Annotated in this window: 14 protein-coding genes; 4 read left to right on the top strand and 10 right to left on the bottom strand. The window is 60.4% G+C overall.

Annotation, left to right across the window (positions count from 1 at the left end; translation table 11 throughout):
- Positions 1–20 precede the first annotated feature (20 nt).
- The 4 genes from DW661_RS01380 to DW661_RS01365 form a co-directional block, all read right to left on the bottom strand.
- Positions 21–899: a spermidine synthase gene (locus tag DW661_RS01380; RefSeq protein ID WP_118934254.1), complete on the bottom strand. Its 879-nt coding sequence runs from the start codon at positions 897–899 to the stop codon at positions 21–23.
- Complete coding sequence (locus DW661_RS01375) at positions 900–2,807, bottom strand: elongator complex protein 3 (RefSeq protein ID WP_118934252.1); 1,908 nt, start codon at positions 2,805–2,807, stop codon at positions 900–902.
- A 97-nt stretch (positions 2,808–2,904) separates the two neighbouring features.
- Positions 2,905–3,804 (bottom strand): DUF4097 family beta strand repeat-containing protein, encoded by a 900-nt coding sequence (locus DW661_RS01370; RefSeq protein WP_117647470.1) that lies wholly within the window; start codon positions 3,802–3,804, stop codon positions 2,905–2,907.
- Positions 3,801–4,514: a helix-turn-helix domain-containing protein gene (locus DW661_RS01365; protein ID WP_117640543.1), complete on the bottom strand. Its 714-nt coding sequence runs from the start codon at positions 4,512–4,514 to the stop codon at positions 3,801–3,803. The genes DW661_RS01370 and DW661_RS01365 overlap by 4 nt, the downstream gene beginning before the upstream one ends.
- A 267-nt stretch (positions 4,515–4,781) precedes the next feature.
- On the opposite strand from DW661_RS01365, the gene DW661_RS01360 reads away from it, so the two are divergent.
- The 3 genes from DW661_RS01360 (at position 4,782) to DW661_RS01350 (ending at position 9,604) form a co-directional block, all read left to right on the top strand.
- Positions 4,782–5,654, top strand: a complete 873-nt coding sequence (locus tag DW661_RS01360; protein WP_118388411.1) for a hypothetical protein — start codon at positions 4,782–4,784, stop codon at positions 5,652–5,654.
- Positions 5,655–5,773: 119 nt separating this feature from the next.
- Entirely contained in the window at positions 5,774–6,613 is an 840-nt protein-coding gene (locus DW661_RS01355; RefSeq protein ID WP_118094216.1) for a tRNA (guanosine(46)-N(7))-methyltransferase TrmB, read from the top strand.
- Between the two features lie 309 nt (positions 6,614–6,922).
- Complete coding sequence (locus DW661_RS01350) at positions 6,923–9,604, top strand: RNA helicase (protein ID WP_118934250.1); 2,682 nt, start codon at positions 6,923–6,925, stop codon at positions 9,602–9,604.
- A gap of 79 nt (positions 9,605–9,683) precedes the next feature.
- Here the strand turns inward: DW661_RS01350 and DW661_RS01345 are convergent, their stop codons facing one another.
- The 6 genes from DW661_RS01345 to DW661_RS01320 all read right to left on the bottom strand — a co-directional run bounded on the left by DW661_RS01345 (position 9,684) and on the right by DW661_RS01320 (position 15,749).
- Positions 9,684–11,441: a DUF2130 domain-containing protein gene (locus DW661_RS01345; protein WP_118934249.1), complete on the bottom strand. Its 1,758-nt coding sequence runs from the start codon at positions 11,439–11,441 to the stop codon at positions 9,684–9,686.
- A gap of 140 nt (positions 11,442–11,581) precedes the next feature.
- Positions 11,582–12,127 carry a metallophosphoesterase gene (locus tag DW661_RS01340; RefSeq protein ID WP_233502598.1) on the bottom strand — a complete coding sequence of 182 codons (546 nt, stop codon included), beginning with the start codon at positions 12,125–12,127 and terminating at the stop codon, positions 11,582–11,584.
- Between the two features lie 66 nt (positions 12,128–12,193).
- The gene (locus tag DW661_RS01335) at positions 12,194–12,373 is read right to left on the bottom strand and encodes a hypothetical protein (RefSeq protein WP_117655200.1); all 180 of its coding nucleotides are present in this window, start codon (positions 12,371–12,373) and stop codon (positions 12,194–12,196) included.
- An 18-nt stretch (positions 12,374–12,391) separates the two neighbouring features.
- On the bottom strand, positions 12,392–12,718 hold the full coding sequence (locus tag DW661_RS01330; RefSeq protein WP_117776063.1) for an HIRAN domain-containing protein: 327 nt from the start codon (positions 12,716–12,718) through the stop codon (positions 12,392–12,394).
- Between the two features lie 422 nt (positions 12,719–13,140).
- The gene (locus tag DW661_RS01325) at positions 13,141–14,520 is read right to left on the bottom strand and encodes an aldehyde dehydrogenase (protein WP_118094213.1); all 1,380 of its coding nucleotides are present in this window, start codon (positions 14,518–14,520) and stop codon (positions 13,141–13,143) included.
- 8 nt (positions 14,521–14,528) lie between these two features.
- Positions 14,529–15,749 (bottom strand): iron-containing alcohol dehydrogenase, encoded by a 1,221-nt coding sequence (locus DW661_RS01320; protein WP_118094212.1) that lies wholly within the window; start codon positions 15,747–15,749, stop codon positions 14,529–14,531.
- A 254-nt stretch (positions 15,750–16,003) separates the two neighbouring features.
- Between DW661_RS01320 and DW661_RS01315 the strand changes: the two genes are divergently transcribed.
- Complete coding sequence (locus DW661_RS01315; protein ID WP_070097113.1) at positions 16,004–16,567, top strand: ferritin family protein; 564 nt, start codon at positions 16,004–16,006, stop codon at positions 16,565–16,567.
- Positions 16,568–16,573 lie beyond the last annotated feature (6 nt).

Below are 16,573 nucleotides of genomic sequence, written 5' to 3'. Positions count from 1 at the left end.
CTTTTTTGGGACGGGGAGACTTACTTGTCGTGAAGGACGGTGCCGAGGAAGTCGGTGTCGAAGGGCACGGCTTCGGCAAAGGCGTAGTCGCCGTCGCTGGCGATGAGCAGGTAGTTTTCCTCGCCGCTGAACTTCGCATCGCCACATGGGACCACCCAGGCGTGGACGAATACCTCGAGTGCCGTGGCAGCGCAGTCGCGAAGGAACGTCACATCGCTCCCCTCGTTTGCGCTCACGATATTGGCCACGTAGATACCCCCGGGGTTCAGGCTGCCCCGCACCAGGCACAGCGCCTCAACGGTCGCCAGCTCGCGCACGGGCTCGGCACCGCCAAAGCAATCGCTCACGACCACGTCGTAGCGACGATGGCCCACGCTCGTCACACCCAGATACGAGCGAGCCTCAGCGGTAATCACCCGCAGGCGATCGCCCACCGCGTGCTCCAGTTCATCCAGATAGAACCAACGGCGCGCCAAGCGCGTTATCTCTCCGTCATACTCGATGACGTCCATGCGCAGGCCCTCGTGCGACATCAGCGCAAACTTGGGATAGGCAAACCCGCCGCCGCCCAGCATGAGCATACGGTCGATACCATGCCCGTAAGCATCACGCATTGCGTCCTCAGCCTCAAACACATCGTCAAATGCACGATAGTACGCAAAGACTGGCTCCGCCCAACGATCGCCAACATAGCTCGCGCTTTGGTAGACGCCGCCCTGTACGAGCACGCGGACCTCGTCACCGCTCTCGTCGTGCACACGCTTCACACGTGCCAACCCGTTGCGGGTCCTCGCGACCTGCAGACAGGCAGCACGAACAGCGACAGCGGCCACACCAAGCGCCGCGGCTCCCAGAGCAACGCCGGCAACGACGCCGGCAGAAACACTCGGCTTGTTCATCTAGAGCTCCTTTTGCAGATAAAGGCCATGGTCATAAAATCCAAGATGGCGATAGTACTCGCGCGTACCGATCGCGCTGATCACGTTGATGTACGTATAGCCAGCGTCCCGAGCTATCTGGCACGCACGCTCCACGAGCAAACGTCCCAATCCATGGTGCTGCGCTGCCTGGCCCTGATCGCCCACGCGCGCCGCCATGCCATACACGTGCACCTCACGAATCATCGCCTCGTCCGGCATCGTCGGCAGCTCGTCCGCATGTGCGGCAACAAAAGCGCGATCGGGCAGCGACAACCGCAAAAAGCCCGCGATCTTGCCCCGCGGCGTCACCCACTGCAAAAAGCGCTCGTAAGTCACCGACGTCTCGTACGCTACTTCCTCATCAAGAGATAGCTCATCCAAGTCGGCACCCGCCGTGCTGATCTCGCGATAGCGAATCTCACGCACCGTCGCGCCCTCGCCACGGGCCGCCAAACGATTCTCGACGAGCTGGCGCAAGTTAGGTTTCTTGTTGCCCACCATGATATCGTCGGAGCTAAAGTCGCGAATCATACGGCTGATGCGGCAGAACGCCGGCGTCACCACGATGTCGTCGGCCAGCACATCGAGCAGCTCTTCCTCGGTATAGGGGCGCCACTCGCCGCGCTCGTAGCAGCCCACCAGACGCGAGCCCTCGATGAGCGCACACGGGTAAACCTTGACCTCGTCGGGCATAAAGGCCCCTTCGGTCATAAAGCGCTCGTAGTCGCGCTTGTCCCCCTCGGGCGTGGCGCCCAGCAAGTTGAGCATAAAATGCGCGTGGATCTTAAAGCCAAACAGGCGCGCAAGCGAAAACGCCCGCTCGATCTGCGCCACCGAAATGCGACGCTCGTTGATATCGAGCAGATGCTGGTCGAGGCTCTGGATGCCCATCTGGATCTTGGTACAGCCCAGACGACGGATGAGCGTGAGCGCCTGCGGCGTTACAGCATCGGGGCGCGTCTCGATAACGAGTCCCACCACGCGATGCTTCGCCGTCTCGTTGATGCGTTGCTGCTGCTCAAGCTCCTCCATCGTTGCCGCCTGCCACTCGGCGACCTCGCCCCACGGCGTGCCGGGGCCGTACAGACAACGCACCGCGCGGTTATAGCCGCCCACGGCAGCATCCACACGCCCCTGCTCGTCGGCAACGCCGGCAGCGAGCTTGGCCTCGTCTGTCGCAATGCCGGCAGCCCGATAGCGCTCGCGGCGCTCTGTTACCACCGGCGGCAGGGCATCGGCGGGAGCGTCATCGAGCAGGCGCCCCGCCTCGGCACGGCTGATGCCCGGACGCGCCAACATGGGGTTTGCCGCCACGCCCGCCACCGCATCATCATTGAGCGCACGGAAGAGCTCCGACATAAACCATGCCTGATACCCTTGCGAATAGTCGCTCCAGGTACCGCCGAGCACGATGAGCTCGATCTTGTCGGTCGCATGCCCCATCTGCGAAAGCGCCGTCAAACGGGCGCTCACCTGCAGATACGGATCGAAGCAGTTTTGCTCCGCACGGGCGCACGCCGGCTCGGCGTGCAGGTAGCTTTTGGGCATGCGCAGATCGTTGGGGCAAAACAGGCAATCGCCCGAGCATGGCCAGGGCTTGGTGATGACGGTAATGGTCGCCACGCCCGAGGCCGTTCGGCGCGGCTTCATACGCAGCACCTGCAGCAGTTGGCGTTCCAGATCGGCATCGACATTCCATCCAGCCCAACGAGCCGGCTCCTCGCGCTTCACCCGCTGGTAAAACGGCAGCAGGCGGCGCTTGGCCAAATCGCGTTTGTCGGCGCCCTCACGGCGCGCCTCGGCATGTATCAGCTTGACGAGTGCCTTGTCGTCCACGGTCTCGCCGCGACGCAGAGCCTCGAGTATGTTCAAAATAATCTGTTCCATGCCCCCATTGTAAAGGCAAAGGCGCCGGAGCCAGTCACGGCCCCGGCGCCTCCATCAAAGAGCATGCCTATATGCACCGATCTCCGAAAACCGCATGTCACACCGATTCGAACGACATGTCGCCCGAACCGACCTTAAAACGATACGTTGCAGACTTGTCACCGTTGTCGAATTCAGCATTCAATATGGTCTCGCCATCGTAGCCAAGCGGAAGGAAATCGCTCTCAAAGTCACCGCTGCCCACGGTGAGGCTCGCCTTAAAGCCCGTAGAGTTCGGAACCGATATCTCCACATCGCCCGAGCCCACGCTTACGTCCATCGACTTCGCGGGGGCCTGGTAGAGCTCGAACGCCACATCGCCCGAACCGACCTCGGCATCCAAGGTGTCGGTTACGGTGCCCGCAAACTCGATGTCTCCCGAGTCCAAAGTCAAGTTGAGGTCATGACACGCAATGTCCGTGACCGTCAGATCGCCCGATCCTACATTCGCTGTAATGCCCACCATGTTATCGGCAACTTCGCGCGGCAGTTCGACGGTAACCGTGCGGTCAATGGCGCGCTCGTCATCGCAATCGAACTGGCGAATCTTGAGCGCAGAACCCTTAACCTCGGCCAGATTCTGAGTGGCAGCATCGTAGGTAGCTACCCCCTTTGCAACACGACCGCTCTCGATGACACGCACCTGCCCGCCGGAAACGCACTTGATCTCAACCTCACCCGATGTCACATCCAGGTCAAGGGACTGGAATGAGTCGGCATCAAACGTTTCGCTCGAAAGCTGCCGAGACTGAGCGGAATAGTTACCGCCATCCAAAGAATCGTCCCCGTCAACCACATCGTCCATACCGGACAAACCGGATGCAATATCGCCGAGATCCCACGGGCCATCAAAATGAAACAATATCCGCGAAGTGCCAAAGATAAGCCCGATGATGAGCACGAACGCTCCGATACCGACGCCCAGGCGGACCTTGGACTCATGCGAGAGCTTCATCATTCATCACCTTCTTTGGCGCTCGGCTCAGCGGCGGTCGAGGAAGCCACGTCAGTATCAACCGCAGCGGAAACATCCTGAGCCTTAGCCGCCTCCGGCGCCGGACCAACCTGAATATCCCCGCGTGCCCAATCGCCATCGAGCGCACGCGCCACCCAGTGATAGATGGGGATTGTAAAGAAGATCAGCGCGGCAAAGGAGCCACCAAACAGGAACATCAGCAAAAAGAACAGCAGCCAGCACACGGCCCAATACGGAAACGACTGGAACGGACCTTTCACCGGAGTCGAGCCAGCTGCGCCGCCACTCGTCACCTGCGCCGTAGCGGCATTGGCGGCCTGCGCGCTCCAGCTTGCCGCTTGCGCCGCCTTGGCGGCGGCATCACTCGCCTGTGTTGCCGCCTCGGTAGCACGTGCCGCTGCCTCATGGGTACGGGCGCGCTCCGCTGCCTCGGCCTCGCGCTGACGGGCGCGGTCCTCGTTCTCAAACTCGATATCGTCCTCGATCTCATCGCTCGGATTAAGGAGCTCATCCAAACTCACGCCATAGAGTTTTGCGAGCGAGATCAGGTTCTCGGTATCGGGCGAGCTCTCCGCACGCTCCCATTTACTGACCGCCTGGCGCGACAGCCCCAGCTTTCGCGCCAGCCCTTCTTGGCTAAAACCCTTGCTGCGACGAAGGTCGGCGAGCCGCTGCGCAGTTTCTACATTCATGGTTCCTCCTATGCGATGCCAGCCGTGCCGCCGGACCGTTTTTGTTCTTAAGGCGCCTTGCACAGTTAAAAATCTATCCGCCACCGCCAAAAGCATGCCACCTATTCTAGTGAGATTTTTGACAACCGGCGGTTGCGGGCATATATGAGCTGCGGAAATGTGTCCAAACAAAGCAATGACCCACAGCTCGGTTGTCCCCGTTGCGGCGTTAACGGTAGTATGGTCGTACTGTTTATTCCGCACCGCCATCGGAGGGAGTTCCGCGCCGTGAACCGCGATTTCGCCTCATCGCTCATCCAGCTCAACAACACGTTCTATCGCGAACACTCCGCCTCCTTTTCCGATACGCGGCAGGCCCCGTGGCCCGGCTGGGTGCGCACCATGGACATCGCGCTCGGGCAGCTCGAAGTCGCCACGATCGAGCATCCCGTCCGCGTCTTCGATCTTGCCTGCGGCAATATGCGATTCGAGAACTTTGCCGCCGGCGGCGCACTTGCCGCCAAGGGCGTCGATGGCGCAAACCCCTCGGCAGACGCCAGCTGCCCGTTTGAGTTCTATGGTGTTGACTCGTGTCAGGATTTGGCTATCGATGCGCACGGTCACGCCCTGCGCATTCCCAACCTGCACTTCCAGGAACTCGACGTGCTCGATGCCCTTATGAAGCTCAACCCCGCCGAGACACCCGACGTGCTTTTCGACGCCCCGCTCGCCGACATCTCGGTCTGCTTTGGATTTATGCACCACGTGCCGTCGTGCGAGTACCGCGTACGCGTGCTCGACGCTCTGGTGCGCCAGACGCGCCCAGGCGGCATCATCGCCATCAGCTTTTGGGAGTTTATGAACGACGAGCGCATGGCGCGCAAAGCCGTTCGCGCCGAGGCCCGCGCCGAGCTCACCCCGCCGTTTGAGGGTTACGATTCCGCGCAGTTTGAAGCCGGTGACCACCTCATTGGCTGGCAAAACGACCGCCACGCCTACCGCTATTGCCATCACTTTGACGATCAGCAGATCACCGACCTGGTGCGCGGTGTCCGCACGTTCTACAAGAGCGGCGAGGTCCCCGTGCGCGAGCTTGAGCGTTTCCATGCCGACGGTCGCAGCGGCGAGCTCAACCGCTATGTGATTCTCAAGCGCCTGTAGGTATCGGCGACTCGCCGCCGAGCCGCACCGCATCTTTCGGGCAAACCATGCCCACCCTTTTTCAACCCATTGACGGAACGCGCCTGCAATGTGTTCCATACGTATGACCAAGGAGCCTCATGGGAGCCGTCCACGTTCGCACACCTAAGAACTTTGTGCTCGAGGAGCGCCTGGAGCGCTACGCCAATGCGATTGAGACGAACCCCGAGTCTTATGCCGGGAATTGGCGCGAAGCCTGCGCGCCAGCCGGCGGCGCACCCTTCACCCGCCTTCATCTGGATCTGGGCTGCGGCAAAGGCACCTATCTGGTTGAGCAAGCTCGCCGCGAGCCAAACACGCTCTTTATCGGCATGGACCAGGAGCCCATCTGCATCGCCTATGCCGCACAGAAAATCTGCGAGCAGGGGCTGTCCAACGCACTCGTCCTGCCCCGAGGTGCCGCATCGCTGCCGCAGCTATTTGCCGCAGGCGAGCTCGATGCCATCACCATCAACTTTCCCACGCCGCAGCCCAAGGCCAAGTACGCCAAAAAGCGACTCGTCCATGTCGACCACCTAATGCTGTACCGTCCGCTCTTTTCAGCCGGTGCCACCGTCACACTGCGAACCGACAGTAAGCCATTGCGCGACTACGCCTTGGGGCAGTTTGCCGCGGCCGGCTACGATACACTTTGGGTAAGTGACGACGTTCGCCGCGACCATCCCGAGCATCCCGAGACCGAGTACGAGTGCCGCACGCGCGAAATGGGTGCCGTCGTCTATGGCATTTGCGCCACACCCGGCGCGCAGCCCACCGACGAACAGCTCACAGCGGGTCGCATGCAGGAGCAAAGTCTTGCCTGCTACCTGCCCGATAACCTCGATGAGCTCACCTATGTGCCTCTGGGCATGGAAGAAGCCGTCGAGAACTTTAGAAACCGCGCCCGCAAGGGCAAGAAGCGCTTACCGCAGGAGTCCTAGGGGCTTCTGATGGTCGCGGCATCGGCAGACAAGCGCAAATAAGCGCCAGCGAACGATCCTCAGACCTAAGTGAGTAGACTTTTTAGCAATAGCCAAGCACAACCCGCATAGCGAAAACTAAAACCGCAGGTAGAGCCCTTGCGCAAAAGCCATGTGCTCGCGATATTGCAAAAAGTCTACTCACTTAGCTGGCAACTGCACCAAACGGCTGGGCAGAACGCCCATTTCCTGCATTTTCTCGCGCGCTGGCACCCCGCGCCGCCGCTACGCCATAATAGTTGGCGGACAATCGCGAGAGAAAGCAAACACATGGCACAGACCACGACAGATACCGCCGCCAGCACCGTCTCCGGCGCCGGCGCCGCCAGCTCATTCTCGGGCGGCACGGGAACCGAGGCAGAGTTCGGTTCGCTCGGCGCGCTCTCCCCCACCTGGTGGGAGCCCGAGGACGGCAGCGAGCCCGAACCATGGCTCACGCCCGATCAAGCCTTCGAACGCTTCTTTGAATGGACGAGCAATCGCGGCATTGAGCTGTGGGATCACCAGGAAGAAGCCCTCATGGATCTGGCTGCCGGCGATCACGTCATTTTAGGCACACCGACCGGATCGGGTAAATCTCTCGTCGCGCTGGGCATGCTCTTTATGGGCATGGCGCAGGGCAAACGTTGCTATTACACGGCCCCCATCAAGGCCCTGGTCAGCGAAAAGTTTTTCGACCTGGTGCAGGTGCTCGGCCGCGATAACGTAGGCATGATCACCGGCGACACGCATATCAACACCAAGGCGTCCGTCATCTGCTGCACGGCAGAGATCCTTGCCAACGATGCACTGCGTGAGGGCGAGGACGCCGACGTGGGCTGCGTGGCCATGGACGAGTTCCACTACTTTGCCGACCCCGATCGCGGCTGGGCCTGGCAGGTGCCGCTGCTCACCCTGCCCCACACGCAATTCATGCTCATGAGCGCCACGCTCGGCGATGTCACCGCGATCGCCGCCTCGCTCGAGGAACACACCGGCGCTACCTGCGACTTGGTCGTCGATGCCCCACGCCCCGTGCCGCTGAGCTACGACTACGTGACGACCTCGCTTGAGGGCACCGTCGAGCTCGCAATGCGCCGCGGCGAGGCCCCGCTCTACATCGTGCACTTTAGCCAGGACGCCGCACTTGCGACGGCGCAATCCCTCGCCAACTTTGGTATTGCCAGCAAGGAGCAGCGCGAGGCCATCAAGGAGGCGGCCAAGGGCACGAGCTTCTCGACGGCCTTTGGCAAGATTCTTAAGCGCTTGCTCGGATGCGGCGTCGGCGTGCACCATGCTGGCATGTTGCCGCGCTATCGCCTGCTGGTCGAGCGCTTGGCGCAGCAGGGCCTGCTGCCCGTCATCTGCGGTACCGATACGCTCGGCGTCGGCATCAACGTACCCATCCATACCGTGGTGCTCACCGCGCTCACCAAGTTCGACGGCTACAAGATGCGTCGTCTGCGCGCCCGCGAGTTTCATCAGATTGCCGGTCGCGCCGGCCGCTCGGGCTTCGATACCGAGGGCATGGTGATTGCCGAGGCACCCGAGCACGAGATCGAGAACGCCAAGCTCATGGCCAAGGCGGGCGACGACCCCAAGAAGCTCCGCAAGATTAAAAAGAAGAAGGCCCCCGAGGGCTTTGTCACCTGGAACAAGCAGACCTTTGAGCGCCTGATCGAGACGCAGCCCGAAACGCTCAAGCCGCGCCTTCGCATCACACACTCCATGGTGATTAGCGTGGTCGAGCAGGGCGGCGACGCCCGCGCCCGCGTACACGACCTCATCGAGACGAGCCTGCAGACTCCCGAAGAAAAGGCTAAGCTCGAGGTTCGCGCCGACGAAATCTTCGCCACGCTCATCGACTCCGGCGTCGTCGTGCGCACCGAGGTACCGCCCGCACCCGACGCTCCGGCTGATGCCGCGCCGGACATCGACTACGCGCTGACGGTCGACCTGCCCGAGGACTTTGCGCTCGACCAGCCGCTCTCACCGTTTTTGCTTGCCGCGCTGGAGCTGCTCGATCCCGAGAGCGAGACCTATACCATGGATCTGATCTCGATGGTCGAGGCCACGCTCGAGGACCCCAAACAGGTGCTGCGCGCACAGGAGCGTGCCGCGCGCGATCGCGCTATGGCCGAGATGAAGGCCGACGGCATCGAGTATGAGGAGCGCCTGGAGCGTATTCAGGACGTCACGTACGAAAAGCCGCTTGAGGACCTGCTCGACGCCGCCTTTGACAAGTACTGCCAGGAAGTACCCTGGGCAAACGACTACCAACTCTCTCCCAAGAGCGTTCTGCGCGATATGCTGGAGAGCGCGAGCGATTTTAAGGGCTACATTCAAAAGCTCGGCATCGCCCGCTCCGAGGGCATTTTGCTGCGCTACCTGGCAGAGGCTTACCGTTCGCTCGACCGCACCGTACCCATCGAGAAGCGCGACGAGCGCCTGCGCGACATTATCTCGTGGCTGGGCTTTGTGGTGCGCTCGGTCGACTCGAGCTTGGTAGACGAGTGGGAGAACGCTGGCAACCCGGCAGCCCTCGACGCCACGCCGCCGCAGGGCATCGACGAGGTCGTGGCGGACCGTCGCGGCTGCACGCTGTTGGTGCGCAACGCGCTCTTCCGCCGCGTGACTCTTGCCGCCCGCGAGCATGTGCGCGACCTGGGCGAACTCGACGACGACTGGGGCATGAGCGAGATCCGCTGGCAAAAAGCACTCGACGCTTACCACGAGCAGCACGAGGAGATTCTCACCGACGGCGACGCGCGCTCCTCTGCTATGTTCTCGATCGATGAGTCCGACGAGAAGGCGCTCCACGTGTGGCACGTGCACCAGATTTTTGCCGACGAGGACGGCGACCACGACTTTGGCATCATGGGCGATGTCGATCTGGACGCCACGCAAGACGGTGGCGAGGTCATCTTCAAGAACTACCGCGTCGGTTTTATCGAGGATTTGCTCGAGGATTAGCCAAGCATATTGGGACGAAACGAAGCGGGGCTGTTGGCAACATCGCCAGCAGCCCCGCTTTTTCACTATCCGCTATGCCTTACTCGGCATCCTCGACCTCATACGAATCCGCCTCGGCTGGCTCCTCGTTTGTCTCTGGCGCAGCCTCGCGCGCCTCGTCAAACGCTGCCTTCATGGTCTTGTTGCCCCATGTGAGCTTGCGAATGGTAAGCTCATCGGCCTTGTTGTGGGCCAAGCGTAGGTTCTCGGTGCTGCGGCGCAAGTCGTCCTTGGTCTTCTCGAGCTGCTTAATGGCGGCATCGATCTCCTTGATTGCCGACTCGAATTGCTTGCTCGCCAGGTTGTAGTTGCGCGAGAAGCCATCCTTGAACTTCTCCATCTTGGCTTCGAAGTTCGTGACATCGATATTCTGCTGTTTGTACTCCGCCAGTTCCTGCTTATAGCGAAGCGAACCCATAGCGGCGTTGCGAAGGAGCGTAATCATGGGGATGAAGAACTGCGGGCGGATCACGTACATCTTCTCATAGCGGTAACTCACGTCGACGATACCCGCGTTATAGAGGTCACTCTCGGGCTCCAGCAGGGTGCAGAGCACCGCATACTCGCAGCCTTTCTGGCGGCGATCGTGATCGAGTTTCTTAAAGAAATCCTCGTTCTTGTGTTTGGTCGCGGTCTCGTCGTTCTCGTTTTTCATCTCGAACATGATCGAAATGATCTCGTTGCCGCTCGCGTCGCACTCGCGGAAGATAAAGTCGCCCTTGGTGCCCTCGGACGCATCGTTATCTTTCTCGAAGTACGCGTTGGGAAACGCCGTCATGCGCAGACGATTAAACTCGGTCTCGCAGTGCTGCTCGAGCGACTCGCCCACCATCTTGGTGGACAGGCGGACCTTCATGTCCTTAAGGCGCTCAATCTCTTCATCCTTGTAGCGAATCAGTTCCTCGTTCGCGCGCTTGGTCTGCGCAAGTTCGAGCTCGTGTGCCGCCTTGGCCTGCTCCTCGCGTGAATCGCGCACCGCCAGCTCACTCGTGAGCTTGGCGCGGGCCTCGTCACGCTCACGCTCCGCCGCGGCGACCGCCTCCGATAGGTTCATCTTGGCCGTCAGTTCCTGTTCGCGCAGCTGAGCACGCAGACCCTCGGCCTCCTGCTCGGACTGAGCCTTTGCGACGGAAAACTTCTCCTGAACCTTCGCGCGATAGTCAGCAAGCGTACGTTCGGCCTCGCTGCGAGCGGCCTCGAGCTCACGCTGCGATTCGGCCGCAGCAGCAGCAAGCGCCATCTCCTGGGCCTTGTCCGCCGCGGCGAGCCTGGCTTGCAGCTCGGCAATCTGGGCATCACGTGCGGACAGGTCGTTTTGAGCAGCATTGCGTGCCGCTGCCTCGGCAAGCTTGGCTTCATCATCTTTGCGCCCCAACTGCGCACGCAGGTTGTCGATCTCGCGCTGCAGTTCGGCATTCTCCTTTTGAGCATCGGCGCGGGCCTCAACCGCCGCGCGCTGGCTTGCACTCTCGCGCTCTGCAGTAGCGCCTTCGAGCTTGGCGCGCAGCTCGGCAAGCTCGGCATCGCGCTTGGCGACTTCTTGCGCCAGCTGCTGAGCCGCAGCGTTCTTCTGCTCTACGAGCTCAGCGTCGCGCTGAGACTCTGCCTTTTGCAAGGCAGCCGTCGAACGCGAACGCTCAAGCTCCAGCGCCTGCTCGCCCTCGCGCTGGACCGCCTTCACACGCTCATCAAGATCGCGCGAGAACTCGGCATCGCGCACCTGTTTGACGATATCTGCATAGCCGGACGCATCGACCTTAAAAACTTCTCCGCAATGCGGGCACTTGATCTCGTTCATGGCAGCTCCTCGATGGACGCAAATTTCAACCGCCTACACTCTACCGCGCCGCACGGACAAAAAAGACGCCGCCGCCATAATGGCAACGGCGCCAGAACCACCACAAAGGTGCCTGCCCCCTTTGTGGTGGCTCTGGCGCCCTATAACCCAAAGAAGCTAAGAATCTGGTCACGGCTTACGGGCTTGTACTCGTTGGCATCGAGACCGACATCGTAGCGAAAGATAGGGCGCTCGCGATCGCGGTTGCGTGCATTGGTACGGTCTCCCCTGCTGTGGATGTGCCCGTGCAGCATGATGGCGCCGCGCGCCTTGCCATTCCAGCTGAGCATGGGGTAATGGCTCAACACCAGGCGATGGCCCTTGGCATAGCCGGGAGCAATCTCCAGGTAATCGCGCACGTCTTCCCAAATCTGCGGTACGTCGGGATCTTCCCAGTCGCCGTCATGGTTACCACGGATGAGCGTCACGTTCTGACATTCGATACGCTCGCGCAGGCGCATCGCCTCCGCCAGGGGCAAACGATAGGTAAAGTCTCCCAAGATATAGAGACGGTCGTCCGCCGCCACGCACTCATTGACGGCATCGATGACCTTGCGGTTCATCTCCTCGACCGAATCAAACGGCCGATCCATATCGTGCAAGATATTCGTATCGCCCAGGTGCAGGTCGGCGGTAAACCACATCATCGTCTCTGTCCTCATTTCGCAACGTGTTCAACTCGTGCTAAGTATACAGACGCAGCGATGCAGCGGTTATCCAAAGAGCCCGCCGAACAGTCCGCGGCGGCGCTTGTCTTGCTTTTTCGAAGCGTCGCCCTGGGCGTTCTTGTCCTGCCGCTTCTTCCGGTCCTGCTCCAGCTCATCATCGTCGATCAGCATATCCCACTCAAACGGGTCGTCCGTCAGATCGAACAGGTCATCGTCATCAAACATGACCGCCTCCATTGCCGATTAGCGAGCATCCACCACATAGAGACCAACGCGCACCTGATGCCACGGGCTGCGCTCGGGAGCAACCTGTTGCACGCGAGCCTCAAATACGTCCTCGTGGCCGTAATACATCATCAAGGACAGCGGGCCGACCTCGTTTCCCGGAACATACCCAAGCTTGGTGTTGCCGTAGTAGATCGCAACCGCCTCGGGATCATGGGGGTTATCGCGCTCGGCACACAGCGTCAGTTTAACGCCCGCTTTAAGATCGCCCAAGACCAAGGCGCCATCGGCATACTGAAATCCTGCAATATGAAACGACAAAAGAACACGTGAAGGCTCGTACATGGCAACTCCTCTAACGACCGAATAAACCGGCACTTAACCTTACTGAGAAGCTTACGGGCCCGTGCGGACAAAATTTCACCCGCTCGCACCTTTCGCCCATTTGCCGCAACGCTTGCGAGACAGAGCGCTTGCAGATAAGATAGAGGCACGGATGGCACCCGTTGCAGCGGGTCTTGCCAACTCCAGTGCACGTTTACATCGTGAGAAGTGGCCGTCTTCGCTTACGCGGGGGCGGCTATTTCATTCGGCCGATAAACAGGCCGAGTTCGATAGCCGCGATTAACAACGCCAGTAACGAAATAACATCGCTTACGTTCATACCAATTCCCTTCTAAAGGGAGTTGGCCCATCCGTACCCCATAGCAGTAGTCTAACGTAAATGGCAGGTAATAGGAACATTTGTTCGTATTACCTGCCATTTTCTAATGCACGAATATGCGCACGAACTTGTGCTTCCAGCTCTCATAAGGGGCGTAGCGGAACGGCACGTCCAGCCACGTTGCCTTGTTCACGATGCTCTTCTTGTGGCTAAACGTATCGAAGCTCTCGCGGCCATGGTACTGGCCCATACCGCTCGCACCCATGCCGCCGAAGCCCATATGACTCGTAGCCAAGTGCATGATCGTGTCGTTAACGCAGCCGCCGCCAAAGGGCACGTAGCGCACAAAGCGCTCCTGAACTGCGCGATCCTGGCTAAAGATATACAGGGCCAGCGGCGTCGGACGATCTGCAATAAACGCCTCGGCCTCATCCAGGCTCTCAAACGTCAGCACCGGCAAGATGGGACCGAAAATCTCTTCCTGCATCACGGCGTCCTCAGGCGCCACGCCGTCTAGGATCGTCGGCTCAATCTTGAGCGACGACTCGCGCGCCGTGCCTCCCAGCACAACCTTGTCGGGGTCGATCAGCCCGCGCACGCGCGCAAAATGCTTGGCGTTGACGATATGACCGTAATCCTCGTTGTCGAGCGGATGCTCGCCAAACATGCGACGGGTCTCCTCCCTGATGAGGCCCAACAGCTCATCGTGTACGCGCGTATCGACCAGCAGGTAGTCGGGCGCCACGCAGGTCTGCCCCACGTTGAGCCATTTACCAAAGGCGATGCGCCGTGCCGCGACTTTTAAGTTTGCCGTGGCATCCACAATGCAGGGGCTCTTTCCGCCCAGCTCAAGCGTCACGGGCGTCAGGTTTTTACTTGCGCGCTCCATGACGAACTTGCCGACCGGAACGCTACCGGTAAAGAAAATCTTGTCCCAGCTCTCGTCGAGCAGCGCCTCATTCTCGGCGCGGCCGCCTTCGACGACCGTCACCAGGCGCGGATCAAATGCTTCCTCGCAAATCTGCCTGAGCACCGCGCTCGATGCCGGAGCATAGGCACTCGGCTTGATGACCACGGTATTGCCCGCGGCAAGGGCGCCGGCAAGCGGCTCGAGCGTTAGCAAAAACGGGTAGTTCCAGGGCGCCATAATGAGCGTGACGCCATAGGGCACGGCTTGCGTTTTGCACACACTCACGGCGTTGGCGAGGTCACACGGACGCAGGCGCGGACGGCTCCATCGAGCCACATGCGCAATCTGATGACGAATCTCGGAAAGCGAGGTGCCGATCTCACACATATAGACCTCGTCATGCGACTTTCCCAAATCGGTCTTGAGCGCATGGGCAATATCGGTCTCGTGTGCCCGCACCGCCTCGCGCAGGCGCACGAGGGCGCGACGTCGAGCATCGACATCAAACGTGGCGCGCGTCTTAAAGTAGGCGCGCTGTTCGCCGACAATGCGCGCGATTTCCTCGGTGTTCATGGGCCCTCCTAGTTCTCATCCTCAAACATACCACCCGCGACGACCTCGTACATACGCTCGAGCTCCAAACGGTCCATCAAAAGTGGAACGGGGTATAGCGGATTGGCCTCGGCATCGGCATGGGCCGCCATTTGCGGAATATCGGAGCGGCGAATGCCCGTCACATATTTGGGAATGCCCAAGGCGGCATTCATGCGGTCGACCCAATCGATAAAGGCCTCGGCCGCAAGACTGTCCTGCGCGTTAGCCGGCGCGATACCGGCCATGCGAGCAAGATCGGCAAGCTTGGGGGCGGCGGCGTCACCATAAGCGCGAAGCATGTGCGGCAGGATGATCGCGTTGGCCAAACCGTGCGGAATTCCGTATCGGCCGCCCAGACTGTGCGCGATGGCATGCACGTATCCGACATAGGAGCGGGTAAATGCAACACCCGCTTTATACGCCGCCGAAAGCATATTGCGACGAGCGCGCATGTCGTCGCCATGCTCATAAGCCTCGGGCAAATTGTCGTGGATGAGCTGGACCGCCTGACGCGCCATCTTGCGCGTGTAGGGCGTGGTGCTACGGCCGATAAAGGCCTCGACGGCATGCGTCAGGGCATCCATGCCCGTCTGCCCCGTAATGGAGGCGGGCAGGCCGCGTGTAAACTCGGGGTCGTGCACCGCAAAGCGCGGGATAAGCACAAAGTCGTTAATGGGGTACTTGTAGTGCGTCTCGTCATCGGTGATAACCGCCGCGAGTGTGACTTCGCTTCCCGTACCGGCGGTAGTGGGAACCGCAATAAGCAGCGGCAGGAGACGGTGGACGCGCAACAGGCCACGCATCTTGTTGATGGGCTTATTTGGCTGTGCGATGCGTGCGCCCACACCCTTGGCGCAGTCCATGGCCGAACCGCCACCAAAGCCGATAATGGCCTGGCAGGCGCTCTCGCGATACAGGGACGCCGCTTCCTCCACGTTTGAGACCGTGGGATTCGCACGCGTTTCGGCATAGACCGTAACGCCAATCCCCTGAGCCGTAAGCGCACGCTCGAGTGATGCCGTGAGTCCCAAACGAGCAATACCAGGGTCTGTCACGATAAGGACCTTCTGGATCGAGCGCTTTTGAAGCACTGCGGGCACATCCTCGGCATGCTCCAAAATGCGCGGCTCGGTATAGGGCAGGATCGGCAATGCGATGCGAAAAACCGTCTGATATGTTCGGCACCAGGCGCGGCGGGCTAGATGCATAAAGGAAACTCCTTCATTTGTTGATAGGTCAACATTTGTTCGACCGATTGTACTCATCGGCGTCCGCATATGGCTTGCAAATCGTTAATCAATCAACATCTTCACATGCCGAAAATTGTTTTATTAAAAATCATTCCTAATAGGCTTCACATTCGGTCGCATTTATGGATAATAGAACTCGTCAAGACGCACGTCCGGAGAGGGCCCTTACGGGACCGGACGAGCGCACCATCGCCATCGATCGAAAGGATCGAATTATGAAGTTTGTTTGCCCCGTTTGCGGTTATGTGGAAGAGTTCGACGGCGACCAGCTGCCCGAGGATTTCAAGTGCCCCCAGTGCGGCGTTCCCGGCTCTCGCTTCCTGAAGCAGGAGGAGGGTCAGCTCGAGTGGGCTGCCGAGCACGTCGTGGGCGTCGCCAAGATGGAGGGCGTCTCCGAGGACATCGTTGCTGACCTGCGCGCCAACTTTGAGGGCGAGTGCTCTGAGGTCGGTATGTACCTGGCCATGGCTCGCGTCGCTCATCGCGAGGGCTATCCCGAGATCGGCCTGTACTGGGAGAAGGCTGCCCACGAGGAGGCCGAGCACGCCGCCAAGTTCGCCGAGCTCCTGGGCGAGGTCGTGACCGACTCCACCAAGAAGAACCTCGAGATGCGCGTTGAGGCCGAGAACGGCGCCACCGCCGGCAAGACCGATCTCGCCAAGCGCGCCAAGGCCGCTGGTCTCGATGCCATCCACGACACCGTGCACGAGATGGCTCGCGACGAGGCTCGCCACGGCAAGGCTTTCGCCGGCCTGCTAAAGCGCTACTTCGGCTAAGCCAAA

The sequence above is a fragment of the Collinsella sp. AM24-1 genome (assembly GCF_003470325.1).
Lineage (GTDB): Bacteria > Actinomycetota > Coriobacteriia > Coriobacteriales > Coriobacteriaceae > Collinsella.
This window is presented reverse-complemented; position numbering and strand designations above follow the sequence as displayed.